The sequence below is a fragment of the Bradyrhizobium sp. 197 genome, assembly GCF_023073375.1.
Lineage (GTDB): Bacteria > Pseudomonadota > Alphaproteobacteria > Rhizobiales > Xanthobacteraceae > Bradyrhizobium.
Window position 1 is genome coordinate 20,012 of the sequence record NZ_JADPJJ010000012.1, and the last position, 21,917, is coordinate 41,928.

Below are 21,917 nucleotides of genomic sequence, written 5' to 3' on the forward strand. Positions count from 1 at the left end.
CGGAGCGATCGCCATGAAAGCCTGGCAGGTTGCGCGTGACTGGTCGATCGAGGGCATGCAGCTGGCCGATCTGCCCGAGCCCACACCTGGCGCGGGGCAGGTCGCGGTGCGCATACGGGCGGCATCTGTGAATTATCGCGACCTGCTCACGGTGCAGGGGAAGGGCGGCGTCACCAGATTGCCGTTGATCCCGTTCTCCGATGGCGCCGGCGAGGTGATCGCCGTCGGTAATGGCGTTGTCCGCGTCGCGGTGGGTGATCGCGTCTGTCCGATGTTCTTCCAATCCTGGATCGACGGGAAGGTGTCGGCCACCAGCCGTCGCTATGCGCTCGGCGGCACACGGCCCGGCGTGCTTCAGCAGGTCATGGTGCTCGCCGCCGAGGGCGTCGCCCATATTCCGTTGCATCTGTCTTTCCGGGAAGCGGCGACGCTGCCCTGTGCCGGGCTAACCGCCTGGCGCGCGCTGTTCGAGGAGGCCAAGGTGCAGCCCGGTGACACGGTGCTGGTGCAGGGTACCGGCGGTGTGTCGATCTTTGCGCTGCAATTCGCAAAGCTCGCCGGTGCGAGCGTGATCGTGACCTCGTCGAGCGACGAGAAGCTCGAACGTGCCAAGGCGCTCGGAGCGGATCACACCATCAACTATCGTTCGTTGCCCGAATGGGGCAAGGCGGCTTCGGAGTGGACCGGTGGCGGCGTCGATCATGTCGTCGAGGTCGGTGGCAAGGATACTTTTGCGCAATCGCTCGAGGCGGCGCGGGTCGGTGGCAACATCCTGGTGATCGGCGTGCTCACAGGCTTCTCCCAGCAGATCGCGATTCCGAGCCTGTTTTCCAAGAACCTGCACGTCATTGGTCTGTCTGTCGGCAGCCGCCGCATGTTCGAAGGTATGAGTGCTGCGATCTACCGCAATGGCATGAAGCCCGTGATCGACCGCGTGTTCGGCTTCGACGCCGTGCCCGACGCGCTGCGGCTGATGCAGCAGGGTGGCCATTTCGGCAAGATCGTGGTGGAGTTCTCTTAGGAATGCGCTGGGACGTCGGAGCGAGCGCTCGTCCCGCAATGACGCTCTCAATACTTCTTCACGGCCGCGCCGAACGCCAGCCACAGCGCCATCGAAGCGAGCCCGAAGCCGCCGAGCAGCAGGAAGGTCGGGCCATAGCCGATCCATTGTGCGATCCAGCCGCCAAGGGCGGGACTGAGGCTCGCGCCAACGCCCTGCACGGTGATGACGGCGCCTTGGCCGAGATTGATGCGGCCGGTGCCGTTGAGCGAGCGCGCGACCATGCCGGGGACGGCAACCGTCTGGAGCCCGGTGCCGATACCGTCGAGCACCTGCATCGGCACGACGCCCCACCATCCCGTAACGAAGAAGGCGAGCACGCCGCGAATCGGCAGGAACATGAAGGAGACGAGGATGACGGGCCAGTAATTGCGCTTGCTCGCGACCTTCATGGCGATCAGCGAGGTGACGATCATCACGCCCTGTGCGATCACCACGGTGGTGGCGACGAAGCTCGGGCCGTTGGCCTGTCCGTCGGCCACCGCCGCAAGACTGTAAAGCGGAACGATCGCGGCGTTGCCGAGATGGAAGAGGGCGAGAGCCAGCGCAAGGACGAGCAGCGCCTTGTGCTTGAGCAGGATCGTGAGCGCATCCGGCTGGCTGTCGGGGTCATCCTCCTTGCTGCCGCGCGCGGCGCGGTCGTCGATCGTCTTGGCCGGTATCATCAGCACGCAGGCGATCGCGATGGCGCCGAACGCGGCGGCCAGCACGAACACCGAGACGTAGCCGAATTGATAGCCGAGATAGCCCGACAGCGCCGCGCCGACCATGTTGCCGGCATGGTTGAACGCCTGGTTGCGGCCGTTCAGAGCATTGAATCCCTTCTGTTTCGCGATGCCGAGCGTGATACCTGTGACGGCCGGCACGATCGCGGCGCTCGCCAGCGATTGTGCGACCTGCGAGAACGTCACCGCCCAGAAATTCTGCGAGATCAGGATGATCGCGGACGCAAGCACCACGCAGATGCCGGGGATGACCACCCACAGGCGCTTGTTGCGGCTGGAATCGATGAACCCGCCAATCGGCGTCGTGACCAGCATGCCTGCGACATTGCCGATCGTCATCGCGGTGCCGATCAGCCCGCTCGCCCAGCCGCGCTCCTGAAGGAACACTCCGACGAACGGCCCGATGCCCGACTGCATATCGGCCATGAAGAAGTTGACTGCGAACAGCGGCCAGAGGCGGGACGGGGCGGGGCGCGATGTCATCGAGACGCTGAACGTATTGCTGCCAACCGACTATGGTCTCGTGCAAGACTGACGGCCGGCCAATTGCGCCGGGGCGGACCAGAAAGTAACCTGCGCTCAGCGCGTTGGTTCCGGCCGCGCCTGCGATTGAGGACGGGAATGTTGCCTCGCGCCGTTCCGGTCTCGTTCTGGATCATGATCATGCCCCTCTGGACCTGCGAAACCTGCGGCGCGCAATTCCCGGACGGCGAAAATCCGCCCCCGTCCTGTCCGATTTGCGAGGACGAACGGCAATTCGTCGGCTGGAAGGGGCAAACTTTCCTCACGCGCGAGGCGCTCGGAGAACGTCACCGCCTGGTCTGGCGCGAGGATCTCGGCCTGACCGGCATCGCGCTCGAGCCAAGCTTTGCCATCGGCCAGCGCGCGCTGCTGGTGCCGCTCGCGGGCGGCTGCCTGATGTGGGACTGCGTACCGCTGGCGACGCCGGAGGCGATCGCGCATGTGCGGTCACTCGGCGGGCTGAAGGCGATTGCGATCTCGCATCCGCATTACTATGGCGCGCTGGCCGACTGGAGCGAGGCGTTCGGCGGGGTGCCGGTCTATTTGCATGCCGATGATCGCCAATGGGTGACGCGTCCACATTCATCGATCGTGCACTGGACCGGTGAAAGCCATCGTATCTCCGACGATGTGCTGCTCCAGCGCACCGGCGGTCATTTCGCCGGTGCCACCATGCTGCACCATGCGCGCGGTGCGGGCAGCAGGGGTGCGCTGCTCACCGGCGATATCGCTCAGGTGACGATGGATCGCCGCTTCGTCAGCTTCATGTACTCCTATCCGAACTACATGCCACTCAATGCCGCGGCGGTAAGACGGATTGCAGCTGCGGTCGAGCCGCTGGCGTTCGATCGCATCTACGGTGCGTGGTGGGGCCGCAACATCGCCGCAGGCGCCAAGCTCGCATTCGCGGCGTCTGTCGCGCGCTATCTGGCGGCCATCGCCTGAGCCGCCGCGCGATCGGATTCATCTTGCCGGTTCACAATAAATGGACTATAAGTACAGTTATTAAGCGTGGCGCAACGATGCGTCTGCGGGAACGGCATGATCGATGCATCGCCGTTTCGGCGGCGCGCTTGGCGCGTGAGCGGGAGTTGGACGCATGACGGCGGACCGCGACTACGAGATCTTCGAGGCGGGCGACGTCACGCTCCAGTCCGGCGCCGTCTTCCCTTTGCTCCAGCTCGCTTACAAGACCTACGGCCGGCTTAGTCCCGCCAAGGACAACGTCATTCTCTATCCGACCTCGTTCAGCGCGCAGCACACCGACACCGAGTGGCTGATCGGCCCCGACGGCGTGCTCGACTCCACACGTTATTTCATCGTGATCCCGAACCTGTTCGGTAACGGACTGTCGTCCTCGCCGTCGAATACGGCGGCGTCGTTCCCGATGATGACCTATCACGATGCCATCGCGGTTCAGCACAGGCTGCTCACCGAGCGGCTCGGCATCTCCAAGCTTGCCCTGGTCTATGGCTGGTCGATGGGCGGCATGCAGGCCTATCACTGGGCGGCGCTGCATCCCGATATGGTCGAGCGCGCGGCTGTTGTCTGCGGCAGTGCCCGCTGCGCGCCCTATAATTACGTCTTCCTGGAAAGCGTGAAGGCCGCGCTGACCGCCGATCCGGCCTTCCGCGACGGCCGCTTCGTCGAGAAGCCTGTCGCTGGCTATCGCGCCATGGGGCGCGTCTACGCGGGTTGGGCGATGTCGCACGGTTTCTATCGCGACGAGATCTGGCGCGAAGCGGGCTTCGCCTCGCTGGACGATTATCTCGTCCGCGCATGGGACCCGGCGTTTGCCCGGCGCGACGCCAACGATCTCCTGGCCCAGATCGGCATCTGGCAGAACGGCGATGTCAGCCGCTGCACCGCATTCGACGGCGATTTCGATCGCGCGCTCGGTGCGGTCAAGGCGCACATGCTGCTGATGCCGGGCGCGACCGATCGCTATTTCGACGTCCGCGACAACGAGGACGAACTCGGCCGGCTGGTCAACGCGAAATCAGCGGCGCTGCATCCGATCCCGTCGCTGCACGGCCATCGCGCCGGCAACCCCGTCAACAATCCGCGCGATTAGGCCTTCATCAAGGCCGAGATTGCAACACTCCTCGGCAAGTAGGGCAGGCATCCGATCATGAGCGACGCAGCCGTTTCAGAGTCCGGCCATCGCCTGAAGCCGCTGTCACCGGCGATGCTGCGCGAATTGTCGTCGCGCTCCAATTTTCAGGGCGCAGCGCGCAGCCTCTGCCATTACGGCCTGATCACGCTGGTCGGCGCGCTGGTATGGAAGGTTACCGCGACATACGGCGTCCTCTGGGCGCTGCCACTGGTGGCCCTGCAGGGATATTTCGTCGCCTTCCTGTTCATGGCGGTGCATGAGACCGCGCACAAGACCGCGTTCAGAAGCCGCGGCCTCAACCTCGCGGTCGGCTATCTCTCAGGCTTCATTATCGGATTGCCTTACGAATATTACTGCCTGTTCCACTGGGACCATCACCGCTACACCCAGGATCCGGACAAGGATCCCGAGCTGGTCGTCGGCGTGAAGCCGAAGTCCGACACGCAGCTCGCGCTCGCCTATAGCGGCCTGCTTCAGGTCGTCGGCCGCGTTTGGCTGATGTTCGGCCATGCCGTCACCGGCAAGGTCGTCGTGCCCTGGATCCCCGAGAACAGGCGCGCCATCATCGTGACCGAGGCGCGTGCCTATGTCGCGCTCTATGCGCTGCTGCTCGTGCTGTCGCTCTGGTTCTCGTCGGCACTGCTGCTCTGGGTCTGGATCGTTCCGCTGATGATCGGGCAACTCTTCCTGCGGCCGTATCTCTATGCCGAGCACACCGGCTGCGATCGCACCCGCAGCGCTTTTCAGAATACCCGCACCACCTATACCGGCGCGATTGTCAAATGGTTCACGTGGAATATGCCCTATCACGTCGAGCACCACGCCTATCCCTCGATTCCCTTCCACGCGCTGCCGAAGCTGAACGGGATCGTCGACGGCGAGATCCTCTACCGTGGCCGCGGCTACATCAGAACGACGCGCGAGACCTGGGTCTGGTTTCGCCGGCAGCGGCAGGCCGGCTAGCGCAAACGCAAAGCTCCGGTCGCGGCGCGACCGGAGCTTTGTCGTGGAGGCGATCAATCAGTAGGCGCCGTAGGCGCAGACATTCACCATGCGGACGCGCAGGCCGTGGCGGGTCTGGATGACGCGCTCCTGGTAGCAATTGTTGACGCCGGTGTTGACATAGATGCCGCCAAAGCCCCAGCCGGGACCCCAGTGATGATGGAAGCCATGGGCCGACGCGGCGGTCGGCGCGAGAGCGGCAACGCCGAGCGAGCCGGCAGCGATCAGACCAAGAGCAAGCTTACGAAACATTTTCATTCTCCAGTGTGGCGCAAGGGCCGTTGTTGTGTCCCTGCATCTCGGTCGAGCCGAAACGCGAATGCGTTCATGCCGCGAGCGGAGAATCGTGTTTCAGGAGTGTTTCGTCGGTCGCGGCGGGTTACGCCGCCGCCATGTTTTCCGCGCCGCGCGGTAGCGCGCAGCCATCGCCTGTGTCAGCTCCGCCATCTTCTCGCGCAGATCGGCCGGCTCCAGCACTTCGGCCTCGGGCCCGAGCCGCAACAATTCGGCCGCAGCGTGCCATGACGTCTTTCCGGTCGGCACTCTGGCAATGCGCCAGCCGTCTGCATCGGCGGTGTCCTCAACCTGCGTACGCGCCCTGACGTAAGGCTGGCTCAGCGCGTCGAGCAGCTTGACGCCGAAGGGCGATAGCCGGACGACCGCGACATTGGGATGCATCTCGGCCTCGAGGCGCAGCGTTGCGTCCCGCCAATAGGCCGCGAGATCGAAATCGGCGGGACGCTCGCAGTGATCGTCGAGCGCCGTGCAGTCGAGCACGCGCGCGACGCGATAGGTGCGCACGCTGCCGTCGACCAAACCTGCGAGATACCAGCTGCCGCCCTTCAGCACGAGGCCGAGCGGCGCGACGCGGCGCTGCTTCTCGGCGCGCCAGCTCTGGTAGCGGATTTTTATCAGCGTCCCGCGCAGAGCCGCGCCGGCGATGGTGCGCAGATGCCTTGGCTCTTCCGCCTCGCCGAACCAGCCCGGCGCGTCCAGATGAAAGCGCTCCTGCATCCGGCTGGCATCCTCGCGCAAATTTGCGGGCAGCGCTGCCATCAGCTTGTTCTGCGCGGCGATCATCGCGGCATCGAGCCCGAGCGCGGCGGCCGGGCCCGGCAATCCGGTCAGGAACAGCGCTCCCGCCTCGCTCTGCGACAAGCCGTTCAGCCGCACGCGATAGCCGTCGAGGAGGCGATAGCCGCCCTCCGCGCCGCGGTCGGCATAAACGGGGACGCCGGAGGCCGAGAGCGCGTCGATGTCGCGATAGATCGTGCGCACCGAGACTTCGCAGGCCTCCGCGAGCTCGGGCGCAGTGACCTGCCCCTTGGCCTGGAGCGTGGTGAGGATTGACAGCATCCGGCTCGCGCGCATGATCCCTTAAACCATACCTGACACAAGATGTCAGGTATGGTCCGCTACAAGGCCATCGCCAGCCGGCCAGATGGAGACCTGCCATGACCGATTCGAACCGCATCACGCTGTATTATTCGCCGCAAAGCCGCGCCACCGGCACGCGCGTGCTGCTGGAGGAGCTGGGGGCGCCCTACGATCTCCATCTCCTCAACATGAAGGCCGGCGAGCAGCGCAAGTCGGCCTATCTCGCCATCAATCCGCTCGGCAAGGTGCCGGCGATCGGCCACGGCGGGCAGCTCGTGACCGAGCAGGTCGCGATCACCATCTATCTCGCCGATCTGTTTCCGCAGGCAGGGCTCACGCCCGCGCTGAACGATCCGCTGCGCGGCCCTTATCTGCGCTGGATCGCCTACTACGGCGCTTCGTTCGAGCCGGCCCTGATCGACAAGTTCATGCAGCGCGAGCCGGCGCCAATCACGCAGTCGCCCTATGCCGATTATGACACCATGCTGGGTGCGCTCGAGGCGCAGCTGTCGAACGGGCCGTATCTGCTCGGCGAACGCATGACGGCCGCAGATGTCTTGTGGGGTGTCGCGTTCAGCTGGACCATGATGTTCGGCATCGTGCCGAAGAAGGATGTGTTCGTCAGCTATGCCGAACGCATGACCTCGCGGCCTGCGTTCCAGCGCATCACTGCGGCCGATGCCGAGATGGCGGCTCAGCATGCCGCGGCGGCTGCTGGGGGATGAGTGATCCAGGGTTGCGGATGACGACGCAGATGCACACGACCAACTGCTTCAACACCTTCATCCGGGTTGCCGAAGACTGTCTCGCGCGTACTGGCGAGGAGCCGCCGCTGCGCGCGGGAAAGCCGACGGTGGCGTGCCTGCAATATCTGATGATCGCCAAGGCACCCTACAAATACACGTCCGACGACGTGATCTTCGCGACGTCTGCGCCGGGACGCGAGCTCGCTGTGAAGGCGGCGAAAGCGGAGAAGCATGCGGCCCGTGAAGCGTTCTTCTCCCGGGGGCAGGCGTGCATGAGGGCATCGAGCCTGGGCAAGCGCTTCGGCTGGGGCGTTCATGCCGATAGCGAGGGCCGGATCGCGATCTACGCCATCGACAGCAAACGCTACCAGGAGCTTGTCCGCGATCCCAAGCTCACGCAGGTGCGCGCGATGCGGTCGAAGCGGGCGTAATCAGAATTCTGGCGGTCGCTTCTCCGCGAACGCCTTGATGCCTTCCTTGATCTCGTCGCCGCGCATGCTGTCGCGGTGGCGCTGATCGGCGGCTTGCTCGTCCAATTCGCCGCGGGCGAATTCGTTGATCGCGCGCTTCATGCCGCGCATCGCCAGCGGCGCGTTGCCGGCAAGGATGCCGGCGAGCTTGTCGACCTCTTCATCCAAAAATTCCACCGCTACCATCGCGGTGAGATAGCCGATCCGCAGCATCTCCGGCGCGCTGATCTTCTGCGCGGTCAGGAACAGTCTTTTCGCATTGTCGAGGCCGAGCCGCGTCACGTAGCGTTTGATGCCGCTCCTGTAATAATGCAGCCCGAGCCGTGCCGCCGGCATGAACATCTCGGCGGTGTCGACGCCGATACGGAAATCGCAGGCAAGCGCGAGGTCGGTCGAGCCGCCATAGATGCCGCCGTTGAGCCGGCAGATCGAGGGCACGCCGAGGTCCTCCAGCCGGTTGACGATCATCTCGAAGGCGGAGCCCGCGCTCTGCTGCTCGTTCGCGCTGACCGCGCGCTCGGCGACCGAGTTGAGATCATAGCCCGCGGAAAAGGCGCGCCCGGTGCCGGTCAGCACCAGCACGCGGATATCGGGATCGGCCTCGATCCGGTCGAACAATTTCACCAGCTCGCCGAGATCCTCGGCCTGGAGCCGGTTGAGATGTTTGGGTCGGTTGAGGCGGATGGTGGCGCGTGCGCCCATGATTTCGAGCACGGGGCCAGAGGCCGCGTCGGTGATGTCCGACATTCTTGTCTCCTGTTATTTGTTTTCGAGCGCGCGGCGCTTTGCTTCCGTGTCGATGGTCTCGGCGAGATCTGGGTGCCGGGCCATCAGCACGCGAAAGTCGACGAGGTCGAGCACCAGGAGCCGCGACACCTTGGTGGTCGAGACGTTGGCGCCGCGCAAATTGTTGCCGAGCAGCGCCATCTCGCCGAAGAAGGCGCCGTCGCCGAGCTGCACCTTCTTGCCGGGCAGGTCGACCTCGACCTCGCCGGCGGCGATGAAATACATGCAGTCGCCCTGCGCACCCTTGCGGATGATCATGGTGCGCGCCGGCAGCTCCATGGTCCGCAGCATGTGGGTGACGTCGGCGATGGCCGCCGGTCCGAGCGCTGCGAAGAACGGTACCTTGCTGACGGATTCCCAGGTCTTGAGGAAATTGTCGCGCCGGGTCTCTGCGGCAAAGCCGGTGGCCAAAATACCGGTCCAGAGACCGAACACGCCGAGGCCGGAGATCATCACCAGCGCGGCCACCATGCGGCCAAGCGGCGTCACCGGCACGACGTCACCATAGCCGGTCGTCGTCAGAGTTGCGACAGCCCACCACAGCGCGGCCGGCACGCTGCCGAAAGTCTGGGGCTGCACGTCCCGCTCCAGGAAATATTCGGCGACCGAGGCCAGGAAGACCACCATCAGGAAAATCACGAGCACGCTGACCAGCGGCCCCGATTCCAGCACCAGCACGCGGCGGAGCTGCCGCAGGCCGGGAATGCCCGGCACCACCTTCAACACCCAGAGCACGCTGAGTAGCCACGCCGTTTTCGGCTCGAGCCCGACAATCAGCGCGGCCGGCACGGCGAGAGCCCCGAGCGCGTCGACCAGCCCGGCGGAAGAGGACATGTAGAGTGCGAGGCGCCCCTGTCGCGCCATATGGCGCAGCCGGACCACCCATTCGAACACGAAATAGACGAGGCAGGTCCAAAGCAGGGCATCGACCCAGCGATGCGCCGTCTCATAGGCCGGGTTGACCGTCAGCAGCACCATGCCGAGCGCGCCGACGCCGACCGCCACATAGGCTGCCCTGGTCATGTTGCGGCCGGCCGTGGCGGCCGCGAACTGGGCCAGAGCGGAGATCAGCGGCTTGGACATGCGGAAAGGCGGCTCGGTTTGTGCTTTGCGGTCCCGGCTGGAACCTCGGTGCCAAAGTGCCTGCCCGGGCCGAGGCCGTCAACGAGAGCGGCCTGCCGTTCCGCGAGCCGTTACCTGAAATGCGGCGGTTCGTCGTAGCCGCGACGGCTGCTGAAGAACAGCAGCACCATCAAGCCTACGCCGACAACAACGGAAAACCCGGCCCCCAGCGCCAGCGCCACATAGCCTTCCGTCGGGATCGGCTCGCCCCCGACCGTCATCGCGGAATAAGCGAAATAGCTAACTGCCGTCAGCATTCCCAGCAGGAAGATGATGAGGAGTGCACGCATGCGCGGTCTCCGGTTGTATCCAGGAGGCAACGGTTGTGGAGGCAAGACGGTTCCCGAACCCGGCCTGGTTGCTTGTGGAAAATGCCGGCAACGCGCCGCGCAAGACTTCAGATCGATAGGTCAGGCACTCTGAGCAGTCTTCACCACCACGATATTGCCCTCGTCGTGCTGGGGAGGGGCCACATCCTGAGTGGCCTTCTCGCCCTCGCCGGCATGGCGCTTGAGGTAATCGCGGCGCATGCCGATCTCGTCGCGGACGAATTCGTAGCCGAGCTTGAAGGTGTCGAGTCCGTCGGTGCTGATCGTACCGTCCCGCAAGCCGATCACCGCGCCGCGCAAGATGCCTTCCAGCTCGTCCTGGAGACATTCGAGCTGGTCCAGCGAATGGGCGTGCTCGATCCGCTCGCCGATGTCGAGGATGGCGGTCGAGAGCTCGCTGGCCTTCTCCGGTGCGATCCGGGTGATCTTGGCGTAGATCGCGGCGAAGATCGAGCCGATGACGCTGAGCGCGGCAGCGCCCAGATACATCAGGTCGCTGTACTTATCCATGAACGATTTGGTGTCATCGTTGATGTAGTCGGCAGCGCCTTGATGCGCCATCACGAAGGCGTCCTTCTCGACGGAGGCGGGCTCGATTCGGCTGGCAAAGCCGCTGTCGAGCCCGAGCGCGGACTTGTTCTCATAGACGGTGCGCGCCAGCTCGCCCGCGGCGGCCGGCGACATCTTTGATTGCGTCACCAGCAGCCATTCGAGCCCGATCGTGTCGAGATCGTCGTCGGGAATTTCCGGCGATGCAGACAGCGTGCCCGCCGTCAGCGTCTCGCTGGAAATGCCGGGGATCTTGCGCGCCAGCGCCTTCGCCTCGTCAATCGCGTTCAGTGTGAAGCCGCCGCGCTTGGCGACCTGCTCATAGGCCTTGTCCCGCACCGCCTTCGAGGCGTGGACGATGGCGACGACCGCACCAAAGCCGCTTGCGGGGGCGAACAGCTTGTCGAGCGTTGCGCCCTGCGGCGCCATCTGGATCTTCGCCGCGTCCGGACCATCGGGAACGTCGAGGATGCCGCGGACGAAGGCGAGCGAGGCTTCGTTGTCGGCGAGGACGGCGACCTTCTTCTTCTTCAACTCGGCGAGCGACTTTATCTTCTTGTTGCCGGGCCCGAGCAGCAGCACGAGATCGTGCTCGAGGATCGCGAGCGTGCGTGCCCGCAGCGGCACCTTGGCGTCGGTGCGCAGCACGGCGAGGTCGGCCTGCTTGCGGTCGAACTGGGCGATCGCCTTGGCGTTGTCGGCGTTGTTGACGATCTTGATCCGGAAGCGCGAGGTGTTGTTCTTCAGGACAGCGGCAAGCTTGGCCGCGAACAGCGCCTCGTCGCTGTTGGGGGCGCCGACGGCAAAGATCAGCGTCTCCGAATTGTGCACCAGCGCGCGGCCGCCCCAGACGGTGGCAAGCGACAACAGCAGGGTCAGCACGACGTAGAGGAAGACCTGCTGCTGATTGGTCTTGATCACCTTGGGTCGCCGGGGCGGTGGCTCGATCGGCGACGAGGTAGGGCCCTCAGTACTCATGGCAGCACTCTGGCCTTATTCTTCCAACGGCGGCCGGCTCGCGGAAGTGGATCGCTGCGGACGCCCCGTAATTCGTAAACGTCTGAAAAAGGAACGATATTCTACTGACAATGATAGCGCGCAGGTCGCGGAAAGCAAATTTCGAGCCGAAGGTAACCTTACTCAACTCGGCCGCGGCCATTGGTCATCCTATCACCAGTTTGCCACAGTTGGCGATTTTCCGGTTCCCCCGGCTGCATTCCGCCGCGGGAAATGTCATAAATCGCAAGTCCCGGCGAATTGACCGGTCCAGGAAGAGGTTGCGCTGCACGCTCCAATTCTTCTTCTCACGTCAATGAGGGCGTCAGCTTTGTCGTTTCCATCCCTGTCATCGGCGGTTCCGGTCGAAGCGCTCATTGGCTGGATGTTGCTGCTCACCTTCAAGCACATCATCGCCGATTTCGTTCTGCAGACCGCCTGGATGGCGCAAGGCAAGGACCAGAAGCACGGCTGGGCCCTGCCGCTCCTGGTGCATTGCCTGATTCACCTTGCGGTTGCGCTGCCGCTGATCCTGATCGTGGCGCCGAAATTCTGGTTTGTGGCGTTGATCGACTTCGTGATCCACATCACGATCGACCGCGCCAAGGGCCTCGTCTCGGCCAATTTCGGTGTCGACCTTGCGCATCCCTGGTTCTGGACCCTGATCGGTGTCGACCAGGCCCTGCACCATTTGACCGGCTTCGGCCTGTCGATCTTCATGGCGGCGAACTGAGGCCGGCGGCCCTCTGGAGTGGCTGTCGGGCCTGCATGGTTCGAGACGGCGCTTCGCGCCTCCTCACCATGAGGGGTGAGAATCTTTCAGCAGAAACCGGCCTCATCCTGAGGGCCCGCCGGAGGCGGGCGTCTCGAAGGATGGCCACGGAGAAAACCCTTGCCGGCCCTCTGATACGCGGTCAGGGCGCAAGGACCCCGGGTGACTACCGGGCAGCGTGGTTAACCTTTCATTAGAGAATTGCACTGCATCTTCCCCCACGAGGGAGAACTGCAATGTTTTCAAGCCGCGACGCCTTTGAAAGCGATTTCTGCCCGGTCCGCGACGAACTCCTTGGCGAGATGTATCGCGCCAATGAGAGCGGTCTGCCGAGGCTGGTTGAGACTGTTACCCCTGAGGTCCGCGCCATGCTGGCCTTGTTCTGCTATCGCCGCAGCCATCTGCATTCGCTGGCAGTCGCGATCGCAGGCAGTTGCAACGAGCGCGACCTGATCGAGAGCGGCGGCCGCGTCGGCTCGACGCTCTACGCGCTGGCGCGCGAAGGCGCGGCGAAATCCTCGCCGTCGTCGGGTGGCCGCAAGCCGATCACGCTGTCGACCAAGCCGCTCTCGGTGCTCGCACCGCTGGACGACGAGATCGACGACGAGATCAGCGAAGCCGTTCCGGCCTGAGCCTCATTTGCTGGCGCATGATCTTGACGGAAAACCGCTGCACACTTTTCCGGATCATGCGTTCGCGATAATCGGCAGCCCGAATTTCCGCCGCGCCATCGCGCATTCGGCGTCGCCCGGCATGCATGTGCGGCAGACCTCCGGCCGCACCTGGTAGATGCCGCATGCGGTCTGCTTTCCGATCTCTCCCTGCAACGCCGAACAGCGATCGCCCTCGCAGCGCATGCCGGACTGGCGGTCGTTGACCAGCGTTTCGGGAATCGCGGCAAGCTCCTCGTCGCTCTCGATCGAGAAGCGCGGCCAGTTCGCCGAATAGCCGCAGCAGGCGCCGCAACCCTGGCAGCAACTCGACAGGTCGATGGGGGAGTTCTCGTCCATCGTCGTCACGTGTCCTTTGGCGGGCCCCAGACCAGGCTCTGCCGCCATTTCGCGCGCAGCACGTCGCGCCGCTCCGGATATCTGTCGTCGAGATAGCTCGCATCCACCACGCGGTCGGTGCGGAAGCTGCGGAAGTCGCCGCGTAGCTCGCACCAGGCCGCGAGCAGGCGCACGGCTTCGAGATAGCCGACCGAAATCGGCCAGATCATGCGCTCGCTGGCGCGGCCCTGCTCGTCACGATAGCGCAGCATGATCTTCCTGCCTTCGTGGATCTGGGTGCGCGTGCGCACCATGTCCAGGCGGTCCGGCTCCCTGTTCCAGCTCGGCCGTGCGCGGCTTGCCGGCTCCAGCACAAAGGGACGCAGGCGCTCAGGGACGGTGTCCGCGATCTTGGCCATCAAATCTTCAGCCGCGCGCGCCAGCGCGGGATCGGCATGGCCGGCGACCCATTGCGCGCCCAGCACCGCCGCCTCGATCTCCTCGGGTGTCAGCATCAAAGGCGGGAGGTCAAAACCCTTTTCCAGGATGTAGCCCATGCCGGCTTCTCCGCGGATCGGCACGCGCTGGCCGATCAGCGTCGCGATATCGCGATAGATCGTGCGCTTCGAGGTCTCGAGCTCGGACGCGATGGCGTCCGCAGTCAGCGGCTTACGCGTGCGCCTCAGCACCTGGATGATTTGAAACAGCCGGTCGGCGCGTCTCATGACGGGTCTCTTGTCGCTTGTTTTTTCAGAAGGCGGCGCGCGGCTGCTGACAGGATGTTGGCAGCAGGGGAGTTCTATACCGGGACAACACGTCGACTGAAGAGGATTTGTCCATGATCATTCCAACCCATTTCGGCCCGGCCGCTGCGCTGTGGCGGACCCAGCCTTCGCAGGTCCAGCCTTGGAGAGCCCAGCATTGGCAAGTCAGGGCCTGGTACGCATGGGCGTCCCGCCGCCTCGTATCCCTTGATCTCATGGTCATCGACCTCCGCCTTGCGCTCGCGACCGTGGTGGCTCGCTCGTTGGTCCAGGCTGCGGACGCGCTGGTCCGGCATGTCATGGCCCGCGCCTGGCGAGGGGCCCGTTTCGCAGAAGATATCACGGCTGCTGCCACCATGGTGGCAGCAGCCGGCGGTTAAGTTCCCTCAACTCTTTCGGTCGTTTCAGGAGAGCCTTCATGATCACGCTTTACGGCTTTGGCACCGGCTTCGGCCTGCCGGAAATCAGCCCCTTTGTCACCAAGACGGAAGTGCAGCTCAAGATGGCGGGACTGCCCTGCCGGAAGGAGCGGGCGATGCCGCCCGCCTCTCCCAAGGGGCAGCTGCCTTTCATCGACGATGGCGGCGAGGCGGTGGCGGATTCCACCTTCATCCGCGCCCATATCGAGCGCCGCTACGGCTTCGATTTCGACGCCGGCCTGTCGCTTGCCGAACGCGCACAGGCCTGGGCATTCGAGCGCATGATCGAGCATCACGTTTATTTTGCGCTGGTCGGGGCGCGCTGGGTCGATCCGGTCAATTTCGCCAAGGGGCCTGCGCATTTCTTCGACGGCGCGCCGGAGCACGCTCGCGAGAAGCTGCGTGAGGACGCGCAATTCCGTGTCGCCGAGAACTATCTGCTCTCCGGCCTCGGCCGCCACGCGCCCGATGACGACGTCGATCTCGCCGTGCGCTCGCTGTTTGCGCTCTCGGTGCAGCTCGGCGACAAGTCCTATCTGATGGGCAACAAGCCCTGCGGTGTCGATGCCACCGCCTTCGGCGCGCTTGCCGGGATCCTGACGCCGTTCTTCGAATCCGGACTGCGCCGTCGCGCCGAAGGATTTCCGAATCTCACCGCCTATGTCGACCGGATGATGGACCATTACTATCCCGAGTTCGCCTGGACGCCGCTGCGGCAGGCGGCCTGACGCCGCTCAAGGATCGCAAATGAAAAGAGCCGGCCCATTGGGCCGGCTCTCGTTGTCTCGAACTATCGCCGCGTCTACTTCACCAGCGTGTACTTGCCGTTCTTCACCGTCAGCAAGATGCGCGAGCGGTCGTCGAGGCCGTAGCGGTCCTTTTCGGTGAAATTGTAGACGCCCTGGCTTGCAGCAATTTCCTTCTCCGACAGCAGTGCCTGGCGGATTGCTTCGCGGAATTCCGGCGTGCCGGGCTTGGCCGTCTTCAGCGCCGTTGGAATCACGCGCTTCAGGATCTCGAAGGCATCGTAGGAATGGCCGGCGAACTGGCTGCGGCTGTTCGGGCCGTACTTGCCTTCGTAGGCCGAGTTGAGCGCCAGGCCCGGCTTCTTGGTCGCGGCTTCATCGGGTTGATCTTCCGGGTCCATCACCGGGCCCGAAGCCATCAGCACGCCTTCCGCGGCCTTGCCCGCGATGCGGATGAAATCCATGCTGGCCGCGCCGTGGGTCTGGTAGATCAGACCCTGATAGCCGCGCTCGCGCAGCTCGGTCTGCGGCAGTGCGGCCGCGGTGCCGGAGGCTCCGACCAGGATCGCGTCGGGATTGGCGGCGACGAGCTTCAGCACCTGTCCGGTCACCGAGGTGTCGGGCCGCGCAAAGCGCTCTTCGTCAGCAAGGGTCATGCCCATCGGCACGCCCTGGGCCTTGAAGTCGTTGAACCAGAGGTCGCCGTAGGAGTCGGAATAGCCGATATAGCCGACCGTCTTCACGCCCTTCGACTTCATATGCTGGTAGAGCACCTTGCCCATGATCGGAATCGGCTGCGGCATCGCCACCGACCACTTCATGCGCTCCGGTGTGATCGGGAACGGTGCGAGGCCGAAATGCGGGATGCCGGCTTCGTTGGCGACGTTGGAGACCGCGATGGTCGGCGGCGTCAGCGCCGAGCCCATGATGATGTCGGCCTTGGATTCCGTGACGAAGCGGCGGGCGTTGGTGGTCGCGGTAGTGGGATCGCCGCCGTCGTCGAGCACGATCACCTTCAGCGGCACGCCGCCGATTTCCTTCGGCACGAACTCCAGCGCGTTGCGTTCGGGAATGCCCAGCGCCGCGCCCGGGCCGGTGGTGGTCGTGGTGATGCCGATGGTGATCTCGGTGGTCTGGGCCAGTGCGGGCAGGGCCGGCAGCGCAAGCGCGGCCGCGGTGACGGCAGCGGTCAGGTAAAAGCGTTTCATCTATTCCTCCCTTTATGTGTTTCTTTGAAAGCAGAAATCGGGGGGTAATTCAGCCCCCTCTTTGGGTGATGTGGCGATTTAGCTCCCGACCTAACTCCCCGTGAATTTGGCTACCATTTCCGCAGGGAACGGTGCCGATTTCAGTTTGTCGGGGTTAACGGGGTCGCGGCCGACCAGGACGCGGGTCTCAAAACCCTCGATCGCCAACGCCTCGCCCTTGTAGACGCTGTGCTTCACCTCGAAGCTCGAGCGCTTGATGCTCTCGATCTTCGTTTCGATGGTGATCCAGTCGCCATAAGTGGATGGAATGTAGAACTTGGCGCGCGTGTCGACCATGGGAATGCCCACCAGGCCGTATTTTTTGACCAAATCCTGCTTGGAGAAGCCGGCGACCTCGAACAGGGTCGACGTCGAATCGTCGAACATCGCGAAATAGCGCGGGTAATAGACGATGTTGGCGGGGTCGCAGTCGCCCCACTGGATCTGTACGTCGCGCCGGTTCACGAACATATGTCGCGCCCTATTTCGGCGCCATGCGCAGCGAGCCGTCGAGGCGCACCACTTCGCCGTTCAGGTAGGAGTTCTCGACCATGTGCAGGGCGAGTGCCGCGAACTCGTCGGCGTGGCCGAGCCGGCGCGGGAAGGGGATCGCGGCGGCGAGTGAGTCCTGGGCTTCCTGCGGCAGGTTGGCGAGCAGCGGGGTCAGGAACAGGCCGGGCGCAATCGTCAGCACGCGGACGCCGAACTGCGCCATCTCGCGCGCGATCGGCAGCGTCATACCGACGATGCCGCCCTTCGAGGCCGAATAGGCCGATTGCCCGATCTGGCCGTCATAGGCCGCAACGGACGCCGTGTTGATGATGACGCCGCGCTCGCCGGTTGCCTGCGGCTCGAGCTTGGACATCTCGGTTGCGGCAAGACGCAGCATGTTGAAGGTGCCGATCAGGTTGACCTTGATCACCTTGTCGAAATCGGCGAGCGCCATCGGGCCGTCGCGGCCGACGACGCGCTTGGCAACGCCGATGCCGGCGCAATTGACCAGCACGCGCGCGGGTCCATGGGCCTTGGTCGCCTGCGCGATCGCAGCTTCCGCGGAGGCGGCATCAGAGACGTCGCAAGCCACGGCCACGCCCTTGATCTCGGCGGCGACAGTCTCGGCGAGCTTGGCATTGAGATCGAACACCGCGACCTTGGCGCCCTGCGCAGCCAGCTTTCGCGCGGTCGCTGCGCCAAGTCCCGACGCGCCGCCGGTGACGATGACAGCCTGATCCTTCAACAACATGGCGTTCTCCCTGTAGCGATGATTTCTTAGCCGACCGATATCACACGGTCCGATGGATTGGCAGCGTAGAGCTCTTCGATCAGCAGGCTGCGATGCTCGAGCACCGCGCGCTGGTTGATCGAGCCCTTGTCGGTGACCTCGCCCTTGTCGATCGAGAGTGGCGTGTCGATGAGGATCGCGCGCGTGATCCGCGTCGAGGAGCCGGTGGCCGCGCCGAGAAAGCGGGTCAGCCGTTCGCGAAATGCCTCGCGCACCAGCCGGTCGCGGGTCGCGACGACGAGATCGTCGGCCGGCAGCGTCGGGTTGATCAGCCGGCAGCCGTCGAGATCGAGCACGACGAGTGCGGAGACCTCGTCGCGGTTGATGCCGGCGATGACGACGTCGCGCACCAGCGGTGCGCAGGCCGCAACGAAGCGCGCGCGCAAGGGGCCGACACTGACCCAGGTGCCGCTGCCGAGCTTGAAATCCTCGCCGATGCGGCCGTCGAAATCGAAGCCGGCATTGAGATCATCGGGATCGACGGGCTTGAGTGCATCGCCGAGCTTGTAGAAGCCTTCTTCGTCGAACGAACTTGCGGTGATGTCGGGCTGGCGCCAGTAGCCGGGCATCACGTTCGGCCCCTTGCAACGAACTTCCATCTTGCCGTTGTTCGGCACCAGCTTGGCGTCGTTGCCGGATACGGGAAGCCCGACATGGCCGGAGCGGCTGGTGCGCGGGTTGACCGACATGAAGAACGGCGCGGTCTCGGTTGCACCGAGGCCGGTCAGCATCGGCACGCGGTAGCCTTTTTCCTTCACCGCGAGCTCGTCGAGGCTGTTCCAGACGAACGGCGACAGGGCCGCGCCCGAGAAGAACATCGCATGCAGACGGTCGAAGAATTTTGCGCGCAGGCCCTGGTCGTCGCGCAGATAAGGCAGCAGCGACTCGTAGCCCTTGGGGACGTTGAAATAGACCGTCGGCGATATCTCCTGGAGATTGCGCACGGTCTCCTCGATGCCTCCAGGCACCGGCTTGCCGGCGTCGAGATACATCGAGCCGCCATTGTAGAGCGTCAACCCGATATTGTGGTTGCCGCCAAAAGTGTGATTCCAGGGCAGCCAGTCGATGATGACGGGCGGCTCGTCCTTGAGGAAGGCGAGCGTCTCGCGCAGCATCACCTGGTTGGCGCAGATCATGCGCTGGGTGTTGATGACCGCCTTGGGGTTGCCGGTCGAGCCCGAGGTCAGCAGGAATTTCGCGATGGTATCGGGGCCGATCCTGCCGTGGACCTCGTCCAGATCGGCGCGGATCGGCGTTGCCATGAGATCGGCGAGCAAGGTCACGTCGCGGCCCGGGACGTGACCGTAAGACGCGGCGATTTCGGTGCCGAGCGAGACATTGGCGGCGAGCGCGTCGGCGAATTTGTCGGCGTCTTCGGCGAAGACGAGGCCGGGCGTCAGCAGCTTCATCAAATAGGACAGCTTGCCGTAATCCTTCGACACCAGCGAATAGGCCGGCGACACCGGGCAGAACGGAATGCCGGCATAGAACGCGCCGAACGCGAGCAATGCGTGGTCGATCGAATTGCCGGAGAGGATGACGACCGGCCGCTCCGCCGACAGGCCGCGCGCAATCAGGCCTGAGGCGATGTGCCGGCTCGCGGCGAGCAACTCGGCGTAGCTGATCTTGCGCCAGCCGCGGCCGCCTTCGCGCTCGGCCATGAAGACGCGGTCGGGTGTGGTCGTCGCCCAATGATGCAGGCGGTCGGTGATACGAACCGGATAGTCGCCGAGCGGCTGTGTTGGCCGCAGATAAATCGTGCCGTCGTCGCGCCGCTCGATGTTGACGACGGGATCGCCGAACGAAATGGGCCGCAGCGGGGAAGTGCTCGCGCCGCGCTCCATGCTGGACGAGGACGGCTGCGCGCTCATGATTTCGGCTTCACCTTTGCGGTCTTGTGCTCGAGGAATTCGCGGATCCTGCGTTTTGCCTCTTTGTCGCTCTGCGCCACCGTTGCCATCAGCGACTCCATCAGGAGGCCGGCCTGCGGATTGGCTTCCGCGATCATCGGCAGTGCCTGCAGCACGGCGAAATTCGTCAGCGGCGCGTTGGAGGCGACCTTGGTCGCAAGCTCCAGCGCCTTGCCGAGGCCGTTGCCGGCTTCCGTGACATATTGCGCAAAGCCGTAGGAGGCGCCTTCGGTCGCGGTATAGACGCGCCCCGTCAGCATCATGTCCATCATCCTGGCGACGCCGATCAGCCGCGGCAGCCGCACGGAGCCGCCGCCGCCGACGAAGATGCCGCGCTGCCCCTCCGGCAGGGCGAAATAGGTCGAGGGCTCGGCGACGCGAATATGCGCCGCACAGGCGAGCTCCAGCCCGCCGCCGATCACCGCGCCCCTGAGCGCCGCGATCACGGGCACGCGGCTGTACTGAATGCGGTCGAACACCCGGTGCCACATCTGCGAATGCAGCAGGCCGCCGGTGGCGTCATGGTCGGTCAGCTCGGAGAGATCGAGACCGCTGGAGAAATGGTCGCCGATGCCGTGGATGACGACCGCGCCGATATCCTCGGGCAGGGACGCAAAACACTCGCCGATTTCCAGGATGATGCCGTCGTTGAGCGCATTGCGCTTGGCCGGCCGGTTCAGGCCGACGGTCAAAACCCGGTCCGCCCGCTCGATCCTCAATAGCCCGGAGCCGCCCGCGTCAGCGGTTTCGGCGTTTCCCTGTGTCATTTGCGTCCTTGTCAGAATAGTTATGTTCTATAACGAATTCGGGAGGAGTCAATACGGGAAGCTCTCCCCAAGGGCTGTGTGAAAGGGCGCCTTATAGGGGGCGAGGTTCAGAAGCGTCTCAGGCCGCTTCAGTCATCAGCTTCTTCGCGGCCTGAGCAAGCAGGCCCGATCGCGTATAGCCGTGGGCCTCGGCATACTTGTCGATCTGCTCCAGGACATCTCCGGGCAGAGTGACATTGACGCGCACGACCTTTGGCTGGTCATCCTTCACCGACACCAGAATGGCGACACCGGAGCGGTTCTCGGGATCCGACATGATGTCTTCGAGCAACGAAGGCTCGGGAATAGCCACTCCGTCCTCCGCCATGCCCTCGAGGTGAAACGCCAGCGCTTCCTCGGCCATGTCGCGCGCCTCGTCGAGCGTGGTCCCCGCAGTCACGACGCCGGGCAGGTCCGGAAACGACACGCCGAAATCGCTGTCGGCATCCTTATGGATAAGACCAATGTAGTGACGCATGGCGCTTACCTCAGCTTCAGTCCTGATTGCTGTTCAATACTCTTCAACGTTCCGAGCGCGATGTCTCGCTTCGGATGAGGGACCGTGACGCGGCCCTTTTTCGACGGATGTCTGAACTGGACGTGGCTGCCCTTTTGAGCCACCTGCACCCACCCATCCTTGTGAAGGGCCGAGATAATGTCTCGACTATTCATGGTGTGTATTTATACACACTAAACAGGCGGTGGTCAACGTTGACTTACATCACCTGATGCACGTCGATCACGACGCGATCCGCATGCCGTGCCGCTGAACCCACAAAAATGTGCTCCATCAGCCAGCGGTACTTCTCATGCCCCGTCTCGAATTTCGGCACGGTGCGGAAATAGATCAGTTTTGGATCGACCGGTTCGCCGCGCTTGAGCTTTTGCAACAGCTCGACCGGACCGAAGCGCATGCCCTTGTTCTCGACATAGACGATGGCGCCGTCGTCGGTTTCGAAGGCGTACTTCGCTTCGAGATCGATCAGCTCATTCGGGCGGATGGTCTGGAAGTCCGCCCCGAACGGCAACACGCGACCGGTGACTGCGCCCGTCACCTCGCCGCCGAGGATCGGGATGATGCGGCGAACGCCGATGCCGGTCTCGCCGGCGGTGACGACGTCGCCGATTTTTGCGGTGATGGTGAAAGCGTATTTCGTTTCCAGCGCCGGTGTGGTCATCGCT

The 21,917-nt window shown here is 64.2% G+C and carries 27 protein-coding genes; 10 read left to right on the top strand and 17 right to left on the bottom strand.

The genetic code is table 11. The features are described 5' to 3' along the window. Nucleotides 1-13 precede the first annotated feature (13 nt). Nucleotides 14-1,021 (top strand): zinc-dependent alcohol dehydrogenase family protein, encoded by a 1,008-nt coding sequence (locus IVB27_RS04385; RefSeq protein ID WP_247441698.1) that lies wholly within the window; start codon nt 14-16, stop codon nt 1,019-1,021. Nucleotides 1,022-1,068: 47 nt separating this feature from the next. Here IVB27_RS04385 and IVB27_RS04390 read toward each other — a convergent pair whose 3' ends face one another. Beyond that, nucleotides 1,069-2,268 carry an MFS transporter gene (locus tag IVB27_RS04390; protein WP_247441699.1) on the bottom strand — a complete coding sequence of 400 codons (1,200 nt, stop codon included), beginning with the start codon at nt 2,266-2,268 and terminating at the stop codon, nt 1,069-1,071. Nucleotides 2,269-2,448: 180 nt separating this feature from the next. Here IVB27_RS04390 and IVB27_RS04395 point away from each other — a divergent pair, with 180 nt between their 5' ends. The 3 genes from IVB27_RS04395 to IVB27_RS04405 all read left to right on the top strand — a co-directional run bounded on the left by IVB27_RS04395 (nt 2,449) and on the right by IVB27_RS04405 (nt 5,386). Further along, nucleotides 2,449-3,252, top strand: coding sequence for an MBL fold metallo-hydrolase (locus IVB27_RS04395; protein ID WP_247441754.1), 804 nt, complete (start codon nt 2,449-2,451; stop codon nt 3,250-3,252). Between the two features lie 154 nt (nt 3,253-3,406). Next, on the top strand, nt 3,407-4,381 hold the full coding sequence (locus tag IVB27_RS04400) for an alpha/beta fold hydrolase (RefSeq protein ID WP_247441701.1): 975 nt from the start codon (nt 3,407-3,409) through the stop codon (nt 4,379-4,381). Between the two features lie 57 nt (nt 4,382-4,438). Further along, nucleotides 4,439-5,386, top strand: coding sequence for a fatty acid desaturase (locus IVB27_RS04405; RefSeq protein WP_247441703.1), 948 nt, complete (start codon nt 4,439-4,441; stop codon nt 5,384-5,386). 57 nt (nt 5,387-5,443) lie between these two features. Here IVB27_RS04405 and IVB27_RS04410 read toward each other — a convergent pair whose 3' ends face one another. Together IVB27_RS04410 and IVB27_RS04415 are read right to left on the bottom strand one after the other, a co-directional pair. Further along, nucleotides 5,444-5,677 carry a hypothetical protein gene (locus tag IVB27_RS04410; RefSeq protein WP_247441704.1) on the bottom strand — a complete coding sequence of 78 codons (234 nt, stop codon included), beginning with the start codon at nt 5,675-5,677 and terminating at the stop codon, nt 5,444-5,446. Nucleotides 5,678-5,776: 99 nt separating this feature from the next. Continuing rightward, nucleotides 5,777-6,796, bottom strand: a complete 1,020-nt coding sequence (locus tag IVB27_RS04415; protein WP_247441705.1) for a helix-turn-helix transcriptional regulator — start codon at nt 6,794-6,796, stop codon at nt 5,777-5,779. A gap of 83 nt (nt 6,797-6,879) precedes the next feature. Here IVB27_RS04415 and IVB27_RS04420 point away from each other — a divergent pair, with 83 nt between their 5' ends. Continuing rightward, entirely contained in the window at nt 6,880-7,527 is a 648-nt protein-coding gene (locus IVB27_RS04420; protein ID WP_247441706.1) for a glutathione S-transferase family protein, read from the top strand. 17 nt (nt 7,528-7,544) lie between these two features. Beyond that, nucleotides 7,545-7,979: a DUF6157 family protein gene (locus tag IVB27_RS04425; RefSeq protein WP_247441707.1), complete on the top strand. Its 435-nt coding sequence runs from the start codon at nt 7,545-7,547 to the stop codon at nt 7,977-7,979. Here IVB27_RS04425 and IVB27_RS04430 read toward each other — a convergent pair whose 3' ends face one another. The 4 genes from IVB27_RS04430 to IVB27_RS04445 form a co-directional block, all read right to left on the bottom strand. Beyond that, complete coding sequence (locus IVB27_RS04430; RefSeq protein WP_247441709.1) at nt 7,980-8,765, bottom strand: enoyl-CoA hydratase/isomerase family protein; 786 nt, start codon at nt 8,763-8,765, stop codon at nt 7,980-7,982. It lies immediately after the preceding gene. A 12-nt stretch (nt 8,766-8,777) separates the two neighbouring features. After that, a complete protein-coding gene (locus tag IVB27_RS04435; protein ID WP_247441711.1) occupies nt 8,778-9,887 on the bottom strand; it encodes a cyclic nucleotide-gated ion channel in 1,110 nt (369 codons plus the stop codon). 110 nt (nt 9,888-9,997) lie between these two features. Then, entirely contained in the window at nt 9,998-10,216 is a 219-nt protein-coding gene (locus IVB27_RS04440) for a hypothetical protein (protein WP_247441713.1), read from the bottom strand. A gap of 120 nt (nt 10,217-10,336) precedes the next feature. Continuing rightward, nucleotides 10,337-11,782, bottom strand: a complete 1,446-nt coding sequence (locus IVB27_RS04445) for a TAXI family TRAP transporter solute-binding subunit (RefSeq protein WP_247441715.1) — start codon at nt 11,780-11,782, stop codon at nt 10,337-10,339. Nucleotides 11,783-12,185: 403 nt separating this feature from the next. Between IVB27_RS04445 and IVB27_RS04450 the strand changes: the two genes are divergently transcribed. Then, nucleotides 12,186-12,533, top strand: coding sequence for a DUF3307 domain-containing protein (locus tag IVB27_RS04450; RefSeq protein WP_247344354.1), 348 nt, complete (start codon nt 12,186-12,188; stop codon nt 12,531-12,533). 275 nt (nt 12,534-12,808) lie between these two features. Next, nucleotides 12,809-13,204, top strand: coding sequence for a hypothetical protein (locus IVB27_RS04455; RefSeq protein WP_247441717.1), 396 nt, complete (start codon nt 12,809-12,811; stop codon nt 13,202-13,204). Between the two features lie 54 nt (nt 13,205-13,258). Here the strand turns inward: IVB27_RS04455 and IVB27_RS04460 are convergent, their stop codons facing one another. Together IVB27_RS04460 and IVB27_RS04465 are read right to left on the bottom strand one after the other, a co-directional pair. After that, nucleotides 13,259-13,582, bottom strand: a complete 324-nt coding sequence (locus tag IVB27_RS04460) for a YkgJ family cysteine cluster protein (protein WP_247441718.1) — start codon at nt 13,580-13,582, stop codon at nt 13,259-13,261. A gap of 5 nt (nt 13,583-13,587) precedes the next feature. Next, nucleotides 13,588-14,286: a helix-turn-helix transcriptional regulator gene (locus IVB27_RS04465; RefSeq protein ID WP_247441720.1), complete on the bottom strand. Its 699-nt coding sequence runs from the start codon at nt 14,284-14,286 to the stop codon at nt 13,588-13,590. A 113-nt stretch (nt 14,287-14,399) separates the two neighbouring features. Here IVB27_RS04465 and IVB27_RS04470 point away from each other — a divergent pair, with 113 nt between their 5' ends. Then, on the top strand, nt 14,400-14,705 hold the full coding sequence (locus tag IVB27_RS04470) for a hypothetical protein (protein WP_247441721.1): 306 nt from the start codon (nt 14,400-14,402) through the stop codon (nt 14,703-14,705). Nucleotides 14,706-14,743: 38 nt separating this feature from the next. Further along, complete coding sequence (locus IVB27_RS04475; protein ID WP_247441723.1) at nt 14,744-15,472, top strand: glutathione S-transferase family protein; 729 nt, start codon at nt 14,744-14,746, stop codon at nt 15,470-15,472. 74 nt (nt 15,473-15,546) lie between these two features. Here IVB27_RS04475 and IVB27_RS04480 read toward each other — a convergent pair whose 3' ends face one another. The 8 genes from IVB27_RS04480 to IVB27_RS04515 form a co-directional block, all read right to left on the bottom strand. Continuing rightward, nucleotides 15,547-16,698: an ABC transporter substrate-binding protein gene (locus IVB27_RS04480; protein WP_247343993.1), complete on the bottom strand. Its 1,152-nt coding sequence runs from the start codon at nt 16,696-16,698 to the stop codon at nt 15,547-15,549. A 90-nt stretch (nt 16,699-16,788) separates the two neighbouring features. Beyond that, nucleotides 16,789-17,208: an acyl-CoA thioesterase gene (locus IVB27_RS04485; protein WP_247441725.1), complete on the bottom strand. Its 420-nt coding sequence runs from the start codon at nt 17,206-17,208 to the stop codon at nt 16,789-16,791. A gap of 10 nt (nt 17,209-17,218) precedes the next feature. Continuing rightward, nucleotides 17,219-17,980, bottom strand: coding sequence for an SDR family NAD(P)-dependent oxidoreductase (locus IVB27_RS04490; protein WP_247343988.1), 762 nt, complete (start codon nt 17,978-17,980; stop codon nt 17,219-17,221). A 26-nt stretch (nt 17,981-18,006) separates the two neighbouring features. Further along, nucleotides 18,007-19,890 carry a feruloyl-CoA synthase gene (locus tag IVB27_RS04495; RefSeq protein WP_247441727.1) on the bottom strand — a complete coding sequence of 628 codons (1,884 nt, stop codon included), beginning with the start codon at nt 19,888-19,890 and terminating at the stop codon, nt 18,007-18,009. Beyond that, the gene (locus IVB27_RS04500; protein WP_247343981.1) at nt 19,887-20,696 is read right to left on the bottom strand and encodes a crotonase/enoyl-CoA hydratase family protein; all 810 of its coding nucleotides are present in this window, start codon (nt 20,694-20,696) and stop codon (nt 19,887-19,889) included. The genes IVB27_RS04495 and IVB27_RS04500 overlap by 4 nt, the downstream gene beginning before the upstream one ends. Nucleotides 20,697-20,814: 118 nt before the next feature. Then, on the bottom strand, nt 20,815-21,213 hold the full coding sequence (locus IVB27_RS04505) for a type II toxin-antitoxin system HicB family antitoxin (RefSeq protein WP_247343978.1): 399 nt from the start codon (nt 21,211-21,213) through the stop codon (nt 20,815-20,817). Between the two features lie 5 nt (nt 21,214-21,218). Continuing rightward, complete coding sequence (locus tag IVB27_RS04510) at nt 21,219-21,407, bottom strand: type II toxin-antitoxin system HicA family toxin (protein WP_247441729.1); 189 nt, start codon at nt 21,405-21,407, stop codon at nt 21,219-21,221. 44 nt (nt 21,408-21,451) lie between these two features. Beyond that, nucleotides 21,452-21,913 carry a DUF3237 domain-containing protein gene (locus tag IVB27_RS04515; RefSeq protein WP_247441756.1) on the bottom strand — a complete coding sequence of 154 codons (462 nt, stop codon included), beginning with the start codon at nt 21,911-21,913 and terminating at the stop codon, nt 21,452-21,454. Nucleotides 21,914-21,917: the final 4 nt, after the last annotated feature.